Origin of the sequence: Streptomyces kanamyceticus (assembly GCF_008704495.1) — a bacterium.
Classification (GTDB): Bacteria; Actinomycetota; Actinomycetes; order Streptomycetales; family Streptomycetaceae; genus Streptomyces; species Streptomyces kanamyceticus.
In genome coordinates this window covers 4,259,173-4,273,489 of sequence record NZ_CP023699.1, presented here as the reverse complement: position 1 = coordinate 4,273,489, position 14,317 = coordinate 4,259,173, and the positions used below count along the sequence as shown (strand labels likewise).

9 protein-coding genes are annotated in these 14,317 nt (G+C 70.6%); 6 read left to right on the top strand and 3 right to left on the bottom strand.

Translation table 11 applies throughout. The features are described 5' to 3' along the window. From CP970_RS17715 to recQ, 3 genes are all read left to right on the top strand, one after another. Complete coding sequence (locus CP970_RS17715) at positions 1 to 1,614, top strand: NADH-quinone oxidoreductase subunit M (protein ID WP_055543694.1); 1,614 nt, start codon at positions 1 to 3, stop codon at positions 1,612 to 1,614. After that, positions 1,611 to 3,260 (top strand): NADH-quinone oxidoreductase subunit NuoN, encoded by a 1,650-nt coding sequence (nuoN, locus tag CP970_RS17710; protein WP_055543695.1) that lies wholly within the window; start codon positions 1,611 to 1,613, stop codon positions 3,258 to 3,260. Before CP970_RS17715 ends, nuoN begins: the two co-directional genes overlap by 4 nt. A gap of 228 nt (positions 3,261 to 3,488) precedes the next feature. Further along, positions 3,489 to 5,492 (top strand): DNA helicase RecQ, encoded by a 2,004-nt coding sequence (gene recQ / locus CP970_RS17705; RefSeq protein WP_055543696.1) that lies wholly within the window; start codon positions 3,489 to 3,491, stop codon positions 5,490 to 5,492. A gap of 114 nt (positions 5,493 to 5,606) precedes the next feature. Here recQ and fahA read toward each other — a convergent pair whose 3' ends face one another. After that, positions 5,607 to 6,896, bottom strand: a complete 1,290-nt coding sequence (gene fahA / locus CP970_RS17700) for a fumarylacetoacetase (protein ID WP_224058492.1) — start codon at positions 6,894 to 6,896, stop codon at positions 5,607 to 5,609. A 200-nt stretch (positions 6,897 to 7,096) separates the two neighbouring features. On the opposite strand from fahA, the gene CP970_RS17695 reads away from it, so the two are divergent. The 3 genes from CP970_RS17695 to CP970_RS17685 all read left to right on the top strand — a co-directional run bounded on the left by CP970_RS17695 (position 7,097) and on the right by CP970_RS17685 (position 10,583). Then, positions 7,097 to 8,368 (top strand): carboxylate--amine ligase, encoded by a 1,272-nt coding sequence (locus CP970_RS17695; RefSeq protein ID WP_055543697.1) that lies wholly within the window; start codon positions 7,097 to 7,099, stop codon positions 8,366 to 8,368. A 54-nt stretch (positions 8,369 to 8,422) separates the two neighbouring features. Further along, positions 8,423 to 9,625 carry an FAD-dependent oxidoreductase gene (locus CP970_RS17690; RefSeq protein WP_055543698.1) on the top strand — a complete coding sequence of 401 codons (1,203 nt, stop codon included), beginning with the start codon at positions 8,423 to 8,425 and terminating at the stop codon, positions 9,623 to 9,625. A 145-nt stretch (positions 9,626 to 9,770) separates the two neighbouring features. Further along, complete coding sequence (locus CP970_RS17685; protein WP_055543699.1) at positions 9,771 to 10,583, top strand: Cof-type HAD-IIB family hydrolase; 813 nt, start codon at positions 9,771 to 9,773, stop codon at positions 10,581 to 10,583. 46 nt (positions 10,584 to 10,629) lie between these two features. Here the strand turns inward: CP970_RS17685 and CP970_RS17680 are convergent, their stop codons facing one another. Then, the gene (locus tag CP970_RS17680; protein WP_055543700.1) at positions 10,630 to 12,630 is read right to left on the bottom strand and encodes a CocE/NonD family hydrolase; all 2,001 of its coding nucleotides are present in this window, start codon (positions 12,628 to 12,630) and stop codon (positions 10,630 to 10,632) included. A 28-nt stretch (positions 12,631 to 12,658) separates the two neighbouring features. Beyond that, positions 12,659 to 14,173, bottom strand: a complete 1,515-nt coding sequence (locus CP970_RS17675) for a peptide MFS transporter (protein ID WP_055543701.1) — start codon at positions 14,171 to 14,173, stop codon at positions 12,659 to 12,661. Positions 14,174 to 14,317: the final 144 nt, after the last annotated feature.

The following is a 14,317-nucleotide window of genomic DNA, read 5'->3' as shown; positions in this document are numbered from 1 at the left end:
ATGTCCTTTCCCCTCCTGACAGCGACGGCGGCCCTGCCCGCGGTCGGCGCGATCGCCACGGCGGCCGTACCGGCCGCCCGGCGGAGCGCCGCCAAGTGGCTGGCGCTGCTCGTCTCGCTCGCGACGCTCGCGCTCGCCGTGACCGTGCTCGTGCGGTTCGACCCGGACGGCGCCCGCTATCAACTCACCGAATCGCGTTCCTGGATCGCGGACTTCGGAGTGCGTTACGAACTCGGCGTGGACGGCATCGGTGTCGCCCTGATCGCGCTCACCGCGCTCCTGATGCCCTTCATCATCCTCGCGGGCTGGCACGACGCCGATCCTTCCCCAAGCTCTCAACTTCGTTCGAGCAGGGGAGGCCCCATCGAGACCAAGGCCCCCTATAAATGGCGTCCCACTCAGGGCTTCTTCGCCCTGATCCTGGCCGTCGAGGCGATGGTGATCATCTCCTTCGAGGCGACCGACGTCTTCCTCTTCTACATCTTCTTCGAAGCCATGCTCATCCCGATGTACTTCCTCATCGGTGGCTTCGGGGACCGCGCCCACTCGGGCAGCGACGAGAAGGCAGCGGCCCAACGCTCGTACGCGGCGGTCAAGTTCCTCCTGTACAACCTCGTCGGCGGACTGATCATGCTGGCCGCGGTCATCGGGCTCTATGTGGTGGCGGGGAACTTCTCGCTCCAGGAGATCGCCGAGGCCCGTGCCAACGGCACGCTGGACATGGCGACCAACACCGAGCGGTGGCTGTTCCTCGGCTTCTTCTTCGCCTTCGCGGTGAAGGCGCCGCTGTGGCCGCTGCACACCTGGCTGCCGAACGCGATGGGGGAGTCCACCGCCCCGGTCGCCGTACTGATCACGGCGGTCGTGGACAAGGTCGGCACGTTCGCGATGCTGCGCTTCTGCCTCGGGCTCTTCCCCGAGGCGAGCAAGTGGGCGACTCCGGTCATCCTCGTCCTGGCCCTGATCAGCATCATCTACGGAGCGCTGCTCGCGGTCGGCCAGCGCGACATCAAGCGCCTGGTGGCGTACGCGTCGATCTCGCACTTCGGGTTCATCGTCCTCGGCATCTTCGCGATGACCTCGCAGGGGCAGTCCGGCGCGACGCTCTACATGGTCAACCACGGCATCTCGACGGCCGCCCTGATGCTGGTGGCGGGCTTCCTGATCTCGCGGCGCGGCTCGCGCCTGATCGCCGACTACGGAGGGGTGCAGAAAGTCGCCCCGGTGCTCGCGGGCACCTTCCTGATCGGCGGCCTCGCGACGCTCTCGCTGCCGGGGCTCGCGCCGTTCGTCAGTGAATTCCTGGTCCTGGTCGGCGCGTTCGCGCGCTACCCGGTGGTCGGGATCATCGCGACGGTCGGCATCGTGCTCGCCGCGCTCTACACCCTCGTCCTCTACCAGCGGACGATGACGGGCCCCGTGAAGGCGGAGGTCTCGGCCATGCCGGACCTGCGGGTGCGGGAACTGGTCGTCGTCGCCCCGTTGATCGCGCTCCTGATCGGCCTCGGGGTCTACCCGAAGCCGCTCACCGAGCTGGTGAACCCGGCGGTCAAGCACACGATGTCCGACGTACAGAAGAAGGACCCCAAGCCCGAGGTGGAGGCGGCCAAGTGAGCGCATCAGCCGTCCACAGCCTGTGGACAATGGCGGCAGATCCGATCGACAAGATCGACGCGCCCAAGATCGAGTATGGGCAGCTGTCGCCGGTATTGATCGTCATCGGCGCGGCCGTCATCGGAGTGCTCATCGAAGCCTTCGTCCCGCGCAAGTCCCGTTATTACGTTCAGTTGTTCGTGTCCGTGGTCGCGCTCGCCGCCGCCTTCGCCGCCGTCGTCGGGCTCGCCGCCCGCGGATTCGGTACGACGAAGGCGCACATCGCGGCGATGGGCGCGATCGCCGTCGACGGACCCGCGCTCTTCCTGCAGGGCACGATCCTGCTCGCGGGCATCGTGGCGATCTTCACCTTCGCCGAGCGCCGCCTCGATCCGGTGACCCACGGCAACCGCGTCGACTCGTTCGTGGCGCAGGCCGGTGCCGTGCCGGGCAGTGAGGGCGAACAGGCCGCCACGAAGGCCGGGTTCACCACCACCGAGGTGTTCCCGCTGGCGCTCTTCGCCGTCGGCGGCATGCTCGTCTTCCCGGCGGCCAACGACCTCCTGACGCTCTTCATCGCGCTGGAAGTCTTCTCCCTGCCGCTGTACCTGCTCTGCGCGCTCGCCCGCCGCAAGCGCCTGATGTCGCAGGAAGCCGCCGTCAAGTACTTCCTGCTCGGCGCCTTCGCCTCGGCGTTCACGCTCTTCGGCATCGCGCTCCTGTACGGGTACGCGGGTTCGGTGTCGTACGCGACGATCGCGAACGTCGTCGAGGGCAACGTGAAGACCGTGGACCCGGCGCTCGCCGACACCATGGGCAACGACGCGCTGCTCCTGATCGGCGCCGCGATGATCGTGATGGGGCTGCTCTTCAAGGTGGGCGCGGTGCCGTTCCACATGTGGACGCCGGACGTCTACCAGGGCGCCCCGACGCCGGTCACCGGCTTCATGGCGGCGGCGACGAAGGTGGCCGCGTTCGGCGCGCTCCTGCGGCTCCTCTACGTGGTCCTGCCGGGGCTGCGCTGGGACTGGCGCCCGGTCATGTACGCCGTCGCGATCATCACGATGCTGGGCGGCGCGATCGTCGCGATCACCCAGACCGACATCAAGCGGCTCCTGGCGTACTCGTCGATCGCGCACGCGGGCTTCATCCTCGCCGGTGTCATCGCCACCACGCCCGACGGCGTCTCCTCGGTGCTCTTCTACCTGGCCGCCTACTCCTTCGTGACCATCGGCGCCTTCGCCGTCGTCACGCTGGTGCGGGACGCGGGCGGCGAGGCCACGCACCTGTCCAAGTGGGCGGGGCTCGGGCGCAGGTCCCCGCTGGTCGCCGCGGTCTTCGCGGTCTTCCTGCTCGCCTTCGCCGGTATCCCGCTGACCTCCGGGTTCTCCGGGAAGTTCGCGGTGTTCAAGGCGGCGGCGGAGGGCGGCGCGGGCGCGCTCGTCGTGGTCGGTGTGCTGTCGTCGGCGATCGCCGCGTTCTTCTACATCCGCGTGATCGTGCTGATGTTCTTCAGCGAGCCGAAGGCGGACGGACCCACGGTCGCGGTGCCCTCGCCGCTGACGATGACGGCGATCGGCGTGGGCGTCGCGGTGACGCTGGTGCTCGGTGTGGCCCCGCAGTACTTCCTGGATCTGGCGGGTCAGGCGGGAGTCTTCGTCCGTTAGCCCCGCCCGTCCGGTAGTCCGCTCTTCCGTACGTCTCTTCCGTATGTCGCCGCCCGGCACCCTGTTCGACTGGGGTGCCGGGCGGTGGCGTGTGGTGGGTGCGGGCCTGTGGATAACTTTCCGGGCTGTCGGTGCGGAGCCCTATCGTGGAGGGCAGTGGTCGAGGCAGGACGTGCGACGGGGACGACCGGTACGGCGGGGGACAGGGCGATGGATGGGATCAGTGGCATGAGCGAGGTGACGGCACCGGACCCGGTGGCGGGTTCGGTGACGCAGAGCGACGCGCTGCGGACGCTCCATCGCGTCTTCGGGTACGACGCGTTCCGTGGCGAGCAGGAAGGGATCATCGACCACGTGGTGGGCGGCGGGGACGCCGTCGTCCTCATGCCCACCGGCGGCGGAAAGTCCCTCTGCTATCAGATCCCGGCCCTGGTCAGACCGGGCACGGGCGTCGTGGTCTCGCCGCTCATCGCACTCATGCAGGACCAGGTGGACGCGCTGCGGGCGCTCGGCGTGCGGGCGGGGTTCATCAACTCCACGCAGGACTTCGACGAGCGGCGCGTGATGGAGGCGGAGTTCCTCGCGGGCGAGCTCGACGTGCTGTATCTGGCGCCGGAGCGGCTGCGCCTCGACGCCACCCTCGACCTCCTGTCGCGGGGCAAGATCTCCGTCTTCGCGATCGACGAGGCGCACTGCGTCGCGCAGTGGGGGCACGACTTCCGGCCGGACTACCTGGCGCTCTCCGTGCTCGGGCAGCGCTGGCCCGACGTGCCCCGCATCGCCCTCACGGCGACGGCCACGCACGCCACGCACCGGGAGATCACCGAGCGTCTCGGCATGCCCGACGCCAAGCACTTCGTGGCGAGCTTCGACCGGCCCAACATCCAGTACCGCGTCGTGCCCAAGGCCGAGCCGAAGAAGCAGCTCCTGTCCTTCCTGAAGGAGGAGCACGCGGGCGACGCGGGCATCGTCTACTGCCTCTCGCGGAACTCGGTCGAGAAGACCGCCGAGTTCCTCTGCAAGAACGGCATCGAGGCCGTCCCGTACCACGCGGGCCTGGACGGCGCCCTGCGCGCGCGGAACCAGTCCCGCTTCCTGCGGGAGGAGGGCCTCGTCGTCTGCGCCACGATCGCCTTCGGCATGGGCATCGACAAGCCGGACGTCCGCTTCGTCGCCCACCTCGACCTGCCGAAGTCCGTCGAGGGCTACTACCAGGAGACGGGCCGCGCGGGCCGTGACGGGGCGCCGTCGACGGCCTGGATGGCGTACGGCCTGCAGGACGTGGTCCAGCAGCGGAAGCTGATCCAGGGCGGCGAGGGCGACGAGGCGTTCCGGCGCCGGGCCGCCTCGCACCTGGACTCGATGCTGGCGCTGTGCGAGACCGCCCAGTGCCGTCGGGCCCAGCTCCTGACCTACTTCGGCCAGGAAGCGGGCGCGGAGTCGTGCGGCAACTGTGACACCTGCCTCACCCCGCCCGAGACCTGGGACGGCACGGTGGCGGCGCAGAAGGTGCTCTCCGCCGTCGTGCGCCTGCAGCGCGAGCGCGGCCAGAAGTTCGGCACCGGCCAGATCATCGACATCCTGCTCGGCAAGAAGACCGCGAAGGTCATCCAGTTCGACCACGACCAGCTCTCCGTCTTCGGCATCGGCGAGGAGCTCGCGGAGGGCGAATGGCGGGGCGTGGTCCGGCAGCTGCTGGCCCAGGGGCTGATCGCGGTCGAGGGGGAGTACGGCACGCTGGTGCTCACCGAGACGAGTGGTTCCGTCCTCGGCAGGGAGCGCGAGGTGCGGCTGCGCAAGGAGCCGAAGCGGGCACCGGCGGCGCGGGCGTCCAAGGGCGAGCGCAAGGCGAAGTCGGCGGCGGCGGTCGCCGAGCTGCCCCAGGAGGCGATCCCGCTCTTCGAGGCGCTGCGCGCCTGGCGCGGCGCCCAGGCCAAGGAGCAGGGCGTCCCGGCGTACGTCATCTTCCACGACGCCACACTCCGCGAGATCGCCACGCTGCGCCCCGGGTCGGTCGCGGATCTGGCGGGCATCAGCGGCGTGGGCGAGAAGAAGCGGGCGACGTACGGGGAGGGCGTGGTCGGGGTCGTCGCGGAGTTCCTCGGCGGGGCGCCTGCCGCCGCGGGCGCCGCACCTGCCGGGTCCCCCTCACCCGCCGGGGCCGAGCCGCCGCTGAGCGATGAGGTGGAGCCGGATTGGTGGGGGGACGAGGAGCCGGACTGGGCCTCCTAGGGGGAGGCCGGTGAGGGCGGCGACGCGTTCAGCGTCGCCGCCGGGCGACCGTGCCGCCGGGCGACCGTGCCGCCGGGCGACCGTGCCGCCGGGCGACCGTGCCGCCGCCCCGTGCTATCGCGCCGCCGCGATCCGCCCCGTCACCTCGCCGAGGCCCACCCGGGTCCCGTCCGGGCCCGGTGCCCAGGCCGAGAGCGTGACCTCGTCGCCGTCCTCCAGGAACGTCCGCTTGCCGTCGGGGAGTTCGAGTGGGTCGCGGCCGTTCCAGGTGATCTCGATCAGGGAGCCGTACTGACCGGCCGAGGGGCCGCTGACCGTGCCCGAGCCGTACAGGTCGCCGGTGCGCAGGGACGCTCCGTTGACCGTCATGTGCGCCAGCTGCTGGGCGGCCGTCCAGTACACGGTGGAGAACGGCGGCTCGGAGATCACCTGGCCGTTGAGGGTCACGGTCATGCGCAGGTCGTAGCCGCCGGGCTCGTCCGCCGCCGACTCCGCGGAGTCGTCCAGGTAGGGCAGCAGCTGGTGGGTGCGCTCCGGAGGCGTGATCCGGGCCGTGTCCAGCGCCTCAAGCGGGGTGATCCACGCGGAGACCGAGGTGGCGAAGGACTTGCCGAGGAAGGGGCCGAGCGGCACGTACTCCCAGGCCTGGATGTCGCGCGCCGACCAGTCGTTGAGGAGGCAGAGGCCGAAGACGTGCTCCCGGAAGTCCGCGAGCGGTACGGGGGTGCCGTGCGCGGAGGGGGCGCCGACGACGAAGCCGACCTCCGCCTCGATGTCGAGCCGCACCGAGGGCCCGAAGACGGGGGCGGTGTCGGCGGGGGCCTTGCGCTGGCCCGTCGGGCGTACTACATCCGTCCCGGAGACCACAACCGTGCCGGACCGGCCGTGGTAACCGATGGGCAGGTGCTTCCAGTTGGGGGTCAGCGGCGTCGGCGCGTCCGGGCGGAAGATCTGGCCCAGGTGGGTCGCGTGGTGCTCCGACGCGTAGAAGTCGACGTAGTCCGCGACCTCGAAGGGGAGGTGCAGCGTCACTCCGGAGAGGGGATGCAGCAGGGGGCGTACGGCATCACGGTGGGCCGGGACGGTCACCCACGCCGTCAGGGCGCGCCGCACGTCGGACCAGGCCGTGCGGCCCGCGGCGAGCAGCGGGTTGAGCGTCGGGCGCGCGAGCAGCGACACGTAGGGGGAGCCGAGCGCGGCGGCCGCGGCGCCCGCGTCCAGGACGTACGAGCCAAGGCGGACCCCGACCCTGCGCCGGTCGTCGCCCTCCCCGGCCAGGGAGAACACTCCGTAGGGGAGGTTGTGCGGGCCGAAGGGGTCGCCCTCGGGCAGGCCGAAGGGATCACCGTCGGGGAGGCCGCGGGAGTCGTCGGCGGCCGGGTCGAGCGGGGTCTGCTCGGACATGCGTACCTGCCTCGCTTTCCATAGGTGTGTGCCACACGTTACGTGTGGAGCGCCTGTTTTCGGCAGTGCCTAAAGAGTTCGCAATGTCCGAATAAGCCTTGCTGGAGTGGTCAATTCCGGCTTAGCGTCCTTTGGTGGGGGACGCGGACGGGGTGGGTCCGGGTCGGTAGGGGGCATACGTGGGGGGACCCGTGGCCAGGATGTCCGACAGCGCGCGACTCACACCGGACCGGAACGTTCCGGGACTCATCGTCAAGTTCGGTGGCTACCCGCTGCACCACGGCGGCGTGGGCGCGATCCGTACCCTCGGCCGCCTGGGCGTACCCATGTACGCGATCACGGAGGACCGCTACACGCCGGCCGCCGCCTCCCGCCATCTGACCCGTGCCTTCCCCTGGCCGACCACCGGGACGGAAGCGCCGGAACGCCTGGTCGACGGGTTGCTCCGGATAGGGCGCAGGATAGGCAGGCCGACCGTCCTCATCCCCACCGACGAGGAGGCGGCCGTCCTGATCGCCGAGCACCAGGACGAGCTGTCGGGGACCGGCACGGGATTCGGCGGTTTCCTCTTCCCGAGGGTGGAAGCGGAATTACCCCGCCGCCTCGCGAGCAAGCAGGGCCTGCACGAGCTGTGCGAGGAGCACGGCATCACCTCGCCCGCCGCCTCGTTCCCCGAAAGCCGGTCGGACATCGCGGAGTTCGCCGCCACGGCGAGCTTCCCCGTGGTGGCCAAGAATCGCGAGGCGTTCACCCGCCGCACGTGTCCCGCGGTGAACGGGACGACGCGGATAGAGACCCCGCAGGGCCTGCTCGAACTGGCTCGCGACTGGGGCGAGCGGCCCGGCGTGATACTCCAGGAGTACCTGCCGCGCGAGCAGGCCGAGGACTGGATCGTGCACGCGTACTTCGACGCAGACTCGATGCCGCGCGCGATGTTCACGGGTGTCAAGGTCCGCTCCTGGCCACCGCACGCGGGCATGACGGCGAACGCGTTCGTGGTCGACAACCCGGAACTCGCCGACCTCGCCGCGCGTTTCATCAAACAGATCGGCTTCACCGGCATCATCGATCTGGACCTGCGCTTCGACCGGCGCGACGGTCAGTACAAGCTGCTCGACTTCAACCCGCGCATGGGCGCCCAGTTCCGGCTCTTCGAGAGCGAGTCGGGCGTCGACGTCGTCCGTGCGATGCACCTGGACCTGACAGGGCGTGCCGTTCCGGAGGGGGAACAGCGCGCCGGTCATCGGTACGTCGTGGAGAACATCGACCTGCCCGCCCTGCTCGCGTACCGCCGCAGCGGATACACGACGCCGCACGCGCCCACCCGCGCGAGCGGCACGGAGCTCGCCTGGCTGGCCGCGGACGACATGAAGCCGTTCTTCACGATGCTCGCCCGTTTCGTACGACCGGGGGCGAAGCATCTGTACCAGCTGTGGCGGACCAACCGCCGAGGAAGCACCACCACGAAGTAGGCACACGCGTGACGTGAAGGACAGCTTCATGGTGACGTCCTGGGGAGGGACTTCGTGATCCAACCGGTAGCAGTCATCGGGGCCGGGCCCTACGGCCTGTCCACCGCCGCCCATCTGCGGGCGCGCGGCATTCCGGTGCGGGTGTTCGGCGAGCCGATGGTGAGTTGGCGGTCCTGCATGCCCGAGGGGATGCTGCTGAAGTCGACCCCGGTGGCCTCGAACATCGACGCGCCGCAGCGCGGCCACACCCTCGTCGACTACTGCGACGCGGCGGGCGTCAGACGCCTCGTCACCGACGAGGACATCATCCCGGTCGAGACGTTCGCCGCGTACGGGGAGTGGTTCCAGCAGCAGCTGGTGCCCGACCTGGAGCGGGTCAGGGTGGTCTCCGTGGACCGGCGCGGCGCCGGGGGCTTCGAGCTGAAGCTGGATTCCGGAGAGCAGTTCACGGCCCGCGCGGTCGTCGTCGCCACCGGTCTGTCGGGCCTGGCCCGGACGCCGGGCGAGCTCGCCGCCGCCGTGCCGGACGGACCTACCCCCACGGGCCCTGTCTCGCACAGCTCGCAGCTGCACGACCTGTCCCGCTTCTCGGGGCGCGACCTGATCGTGGTGGGCGCGGGGCAGTCCGCCCTGGAGACGGCCGTGCTCGCCGCCGAGGCGGGCGCGCGGGTGCGGGTGGTGGCCCGGGGCAAGGGCGCGGTGGCGTTCGGCGAACCGCCGTGGCGGCAGCCGAAGTTCCGCCCGGAGTCCCCCTTCGGCCGGGCCTGGTCCCTGTACGCACTGAGCTACCACGCCGATCCCTACCGCCATCTGCCGCCGTCGGCGCGGCACTTCCTGGTCCGGCGCATCCTGGGCCCGCTGGGCGCCTGGTGGCTGCGCGACCGCTACGACGGCAAGGTCCAGACCCGCGAGGTGCGCCGCATCAGGGCCGCACAGGTGCGGGACGGACAGCCCGTCCTGACCGTCGAGACGCATGACGGGCGCAGGGAGGACCTCGCCGCGGACCACGTGGTGGCCGCGACGGGCTACCGCGTCGACATCGAGGCGATGGACTTCCTCGGCCACGGGCTGCGGGCCCGGCTCGCGGTGAGCCGCGGCACCCCGAGGCTGGGCGCGGGCTACGTGTCCTCCATACCGGGGCTCTACTTCACCGGGATGCTGGGCGGCTCGTCGTACGGACCGGTGATGCGGTTCGTGTGCGGCACGGAGTTCGCGTCGCCGCGGCTCGCGCGGCACGTGGCGCGGACGCACGGCTGAATCGGGCATTTCCGGCCGGGCGGACGCTTTCCGGAATGAGATCTTCCACTTTCCGGTGAACCGTGGACTGCTCGGCCGCATCCGGCCTCACATGAGCCCTGTCAAGCCGCATACGCCAGGGCTCAGGATCCGTATTCTCTCGATCATGGCCGCTCGGATCGCATATGCCCTCATCGCCACGGACCTGGACGGAACGCTGCTGCGCGGCGACGACACGGTCTCCGACCGGTCGCGGACAGCGCTCGCGCGGACGGCGGGCGCGGGGGCCCGGCACCTGGTGGTGACAGGGCGGCCCGCGCCGAGAGTCAAGCCGCTCCTCGACGACCTGGGGTACGACGGTCTCGCCGTCTGCGGTCAGGGCGCGCAGCTGTACGACGCCCGCGCGGACCGCATGGAGTGGTCGGTGACGCTCGACCGCGAGCTCGCCGAGGCCGCGCTCGGGAAGATCGAGGCCGAGGTCGGACAGGTGTACGCGGCCGTGGACCAGGACGGCGTTGAGGGGCTCACGCTCATCGAACCGGGGTACGAGATGCCGCACCCCACGCTCCCCGCGGTGCGGGTGCCGGGGCGTGGCGTGCTGTGGGAGGAGCCCATCAGCAAGGTCCTGCTGCGCCATCCGACGCTGGCGGACGACGAGTTGGCCGCGGTCGCCAGGGACGCGGTCGGCTCGCTCGCCACGGTGACGATGTCGGGTCCCGGCACCGTGGAGCTGCAGCCGTGCGGGGTGACCAAGGCGACCGGGCTCGCGCTGGCCGCCGAGCGCCTCGGCCTGACGGCGGCCGACACGGTCGCCTTCGGTGACATGCCCAATGACATCCCGATGTTCGCGTGGGCGGCACACGGCGTGGCCATGGCCAACGCCCACCACGAACTCAAGGCGGTCGCCGATGAGTTGACCCTGTCCAACGAGGAGGACGGGATCGCCGTCGTACTGGAGGGGCTGCTCGGGCACGGGTAGGGCGGGCCTGCTCGGGCACGGCCAGCGCGGGCCCACCCGAGCACGGCTAGCCCGCCGTCCGCCGGATCCGTCGTTCCCAGGTCCGGTGGAAGACGACCTCGTCGCCGTCCTTGCACACGACCTCGTTCGCGGTGATGAAGTCCGCCGCGTCGCAGGTGATCTCCGAGTGCGTCTCGATGCGGACGTCCCACGCCAGTTCGGGCCGGTGCAGGCGGATCGTCCAGTCGGAGCGGGTGCGGGCGCTCAGCGGGTCGGACTCGTTGATCGTGTACGTCTCCAGGGCGTCCTCGGTGAATTCGAGGCCGTCGGGGTACACGCGCGTGCCGCCGTAGCGCGGGTCGACCTCCAGGCGCCACTCGCCCTTGGCGACATCGCGTACGACGAGACGCTCGGGACGCTGCTCGTCGAGGGTCGCGGGGTAGACGACGCCGAGCGGCTCCGACTGCTCCGGGGCCTCGAAGGTGATCGTCGGGTCCAGGTCGCCCTCGCGCACCGGGAGTTCGAGCGAGCTGCCGACCGGATCGAGCGTGAAGCCCGCGGAGTCCGCCCGCGGCCAGATCCAGGGCCAGTACGCGGAGGAGACGGCGAGGCGGATGCGGTGTCCTGGCGGGAACGTGTGGCCGATGCCGTTGAGTTCGAACGTGACGTCCTCGGTGGCACCGACCGGCCAGGCGTCGGCGCGGTCCCTGCCGTGGCGCGCGGAGAGGTTGAGCACGCCGCGGGTGACCAGCGTGGAGGAGCCGTCGGGGGCGACGTCGCAGACGCGGGCGATCGCCTGCCCGTGGGGGGCGTCCACGCGCAGCCGCAGCGTCACCTTCGGACGGCCGAGCACGCGCACCCGCGCGGGCACCTCGAATTCGAAACACGCCGACTTCGCGTCCTCGTCGCGCTGGTCGGGCGGCAGGTCCGCGTCGTTGCCGAAGGGGAAGAAGCGGCCCGCGTCGAGGCCGGTGTGCTGAGGGGATTCGACGACTACGGGGGTGCCCTGGAGGGCGTACGAGAGGGGGGTGACGTTCGGCGATGGCCAGGCGGGCTCGCCGGTCCAGCCGCCGGGCAGCTCTTCGTAGACGGTGGCCGGCGGATGTGAGTCGCTGATCCAGGAGCGCAGCTTCGGCTCGGCCATCACTCCGGTGTCGACGCCCTTGAGGTGGTGGTCCCACCAGCGCAGCGTCTCCTGGAGGAAGCCGATCGCGGGCCCCGGCGGCAGGCCGCGGTCCGGGTACTGGTGCGACCAGGGGCCGATGAGCCCGCGCACGTCGCCGGGCAGGTGTTCGACCAGGCGTAGGACCGTGTCCCGGTAGGGGTCGTGCCAGCCGCCGACCGCGAGGACCGCGGCGCCGATCGCGGAGTAGTCCTCGCAGACGCTGCCGTGCCGCCAGTAGTCGTCGCGGGTCTGGTGCTCCAGCCAGGTGTGGATGAAGGGTTCGACGGCCTCCAGGCGGGTCAGCCACATCTCGCGCCAGGCGTCGCCGACGAAGAGCGGGTCCGGCGGGCGCGACACGAAGGCGAGCATCGTCGCCGCCCACGCGTGCATGTCCACCGCGAGGACGGAACCACCCATGTAGTGCACGTCGTTGTCATAACGGTCGTCCGCGGAGCAGACCGTGACGATCGCCTTGAGCGGCTCGGGCGCGAGGGCCGCGATCTGGAGGGAGTTGAAGCCGCCCCAGGAGATGCCGAACATGCCGACCTTGCCGCTCGACCAGGGCTGCGCGGCGAGCCAGTTCACCACCTCGACGCCGTCCGCGAGCTCCTGTGCCGAGTACTCGTCGGTGGGCAGGCCCTCGCTGTTGCCGTGGCCGCGGACGTCGACGCGCACGGAGGCGTAGCCGTGGCCCGCGTACCAGGGGTGGCGCTGCCAGTCGCGGGGCGCCGTCCAGTCGCTCAGCCGGTAGGGGAGGTACTCCAGGAGCACGGGGACGGGCTCGTCCGTGACGGGGCGCCACACGCGCGCGTAGAGCTTCGTCCCGTCGGAGAGGGGTACGCGGATGTCCTCGTGGGCGGTCTCGTACGGGAAGTCGGTCTGGATCTTCGGTGTGTGCGACATGGGAGGAACCTCGGTGGACGGGACGTCCTCAGTGGACGGGGTGCATGGTGCGGCGCAGCCAGGGGGCGAGTGCGATGACGGCGATGCCCGCGAGGACCGCGATGCCACCGTTCACGCCGAAGTACGCGGGGTTGGAGACCTCTCCGTAGAGCTTCACGACCTGTGCCTGGATGCCGTTGGCGAGCGCGAGGGACAGGAACCAGAGCGCCATGGTCTGGCTGGCGAACGCCTTCGGGGCGAGCTTCGTGGTGGCGGACATGCCCGAGGTCTCCAGGAGGACGTCACCGAGCCCGAGCAGCAGGTACGAGCCGACGATCCACCAGGCGGCCATCTTGTAGCTGTCGCCGCCGTGCCCCGAGGTCGGAATGACCATGAGCAGGAACGAGAGGCCGCCCAGGATCACCCCGAACGCGATCTTGTTGGAGGCATGCGGCTGGCGGGGGCCCATCCGCGCCCAGAGGGTGGCGACGACGGGGGCGAGCGCGACCTCGAAGGCGCCGAGCGCGGAGGCGTACCAACTGGCGGGGAAGTGGAAGCCGAGGATCGACGTCTCCGCGTTGGTCGACGCGAGCAGCATCATCGTCGAGTACGCCTGGAAGAGGATGAAGTTGAAGACGACCGAGGCGAGGAAGAGCACGACGTAGGGGCGCAGCCTGCGCCGCTCCTCGCCCGTGACGCGCGGGCTGCGGAACATCACCGCGAAGTAGACGACCGGCGCGATCACCGAGATGAGGGTGAGCAGGTCGACGAAGCGGTCCATGGTCAGCCAGCCGAGGGCGGCGAGGAGCGCCGCGACCGCGGCGGCCGCCGCACAGCCGACGACGATCGTCAGGACCGCCCGGCGCATCGCGTCCCTGGGCAGCGCGAACTCGGCGGACGCCTTGCGCCCCGCGAGATGACGCCGCCCCGCGACGTACTGGATCAGGCCGAAGGTCATGCCGATCGCGGCCGCCGAGAAGCCCCAGTGCCAGCCCTTGTGGTCGCCGAGCCAGCCGGTGATCAGCGGTCCCGCGAAGGCGCCGACGTTGATCGCCATGTAGTAGAGCGCGAAACCGGCGTCGCGACGCTCGTCCTCGGTGCGGTAGAGCTTGCCGACCATCGAGGCGACGTTCGGCTTGAGCAGCCCGGTGCCCGCGCTGATCAGGCCGAGGCCCACCCACGTCATCGTCGGCGTCGGCACGGCCATCGAGTAGTGGCCGCAGGCGATGAGGACGCCGCCCCACAGGACCGCGCGGTACGAGCCGAGGATGCGGTCGGCGAGCCAGCCGCCCGCCACGGAGACCAGATAGACCAGCGTTCCGTACGCCGCGGAGACCGAAGCGGCCGTGCCCGCGTCCATGCCCATGCCGTCGTTCGCCACGGAGTCGGCGAAGTAGAGGACCAGGATGGCCTGCATCCCGAGGAACGAGAACCGCTCCCAGACCTCCAGGCCGGAGAGGGTGAGCAGACCGCGCGGCTGCCCGAAGAAGGCGTGGTCGTCGCCCGGCGGCGGGTCCGTCGGCGGCTCTGCGGGCGGCTCGTACTCGGCCGTAGTACGGGACAAAGCGGCTGCTCCCGGTCGTTACACACCTTCTGGTGCGGCAGGGTCTTGTCGGTCGTATGGGCTGATCAAGAACATACCGGGGGAGATTGGCTTCCGCCCGGCCGCCTCTGTGCGGGCAGGTGCTCGCTGTGATCGAAAGTCGAC

Bases quoted from the DNA above. Each gene is read 5' to 3' on its own strand.
- CP970_RS17715 (WP_055543694.1), top strand. From the start codon at position 1: ATGTCCTTTCCCCTCCTGACAGCGACGGCGGCCCTGCCCGCGGTCGGC.
- recQ (WP_055543696.1), top strand. From the start codon at position 3,489: ATGAGCGAGGTGACGGCACCGGACCCGGTGGCGGGTTCGGTGACGCAG.
- fahA (WP_224058492.1), bottom strand. From the start codon at position 6,896: ATGTCCGAGCAGACCCCGCTCGACCCGGCCGCCGACGACTCCCGCGGC.
- CP970_RS17695 (WP_055543697.1), top strand. From the start codon at position 7,097: ATGTCCGACAGCGCGCGACTCACACCGGACCGGAACGTTCCGGGACTC.
- CP970_RS17685 (WP_055543699.1), top strand. From the start codon at position 9,771: ATGGCCGCTCGGATCGCATATGCCCTCATCGCCACGGACCTGGACGGA.
- CP970_RS17680 (WP_055543700.1), bottom strand. From the start codon at position 12,630: ATGTCGCACACACCGAAGATCCAGACCGACTTCCCGTACGAGACCGCC.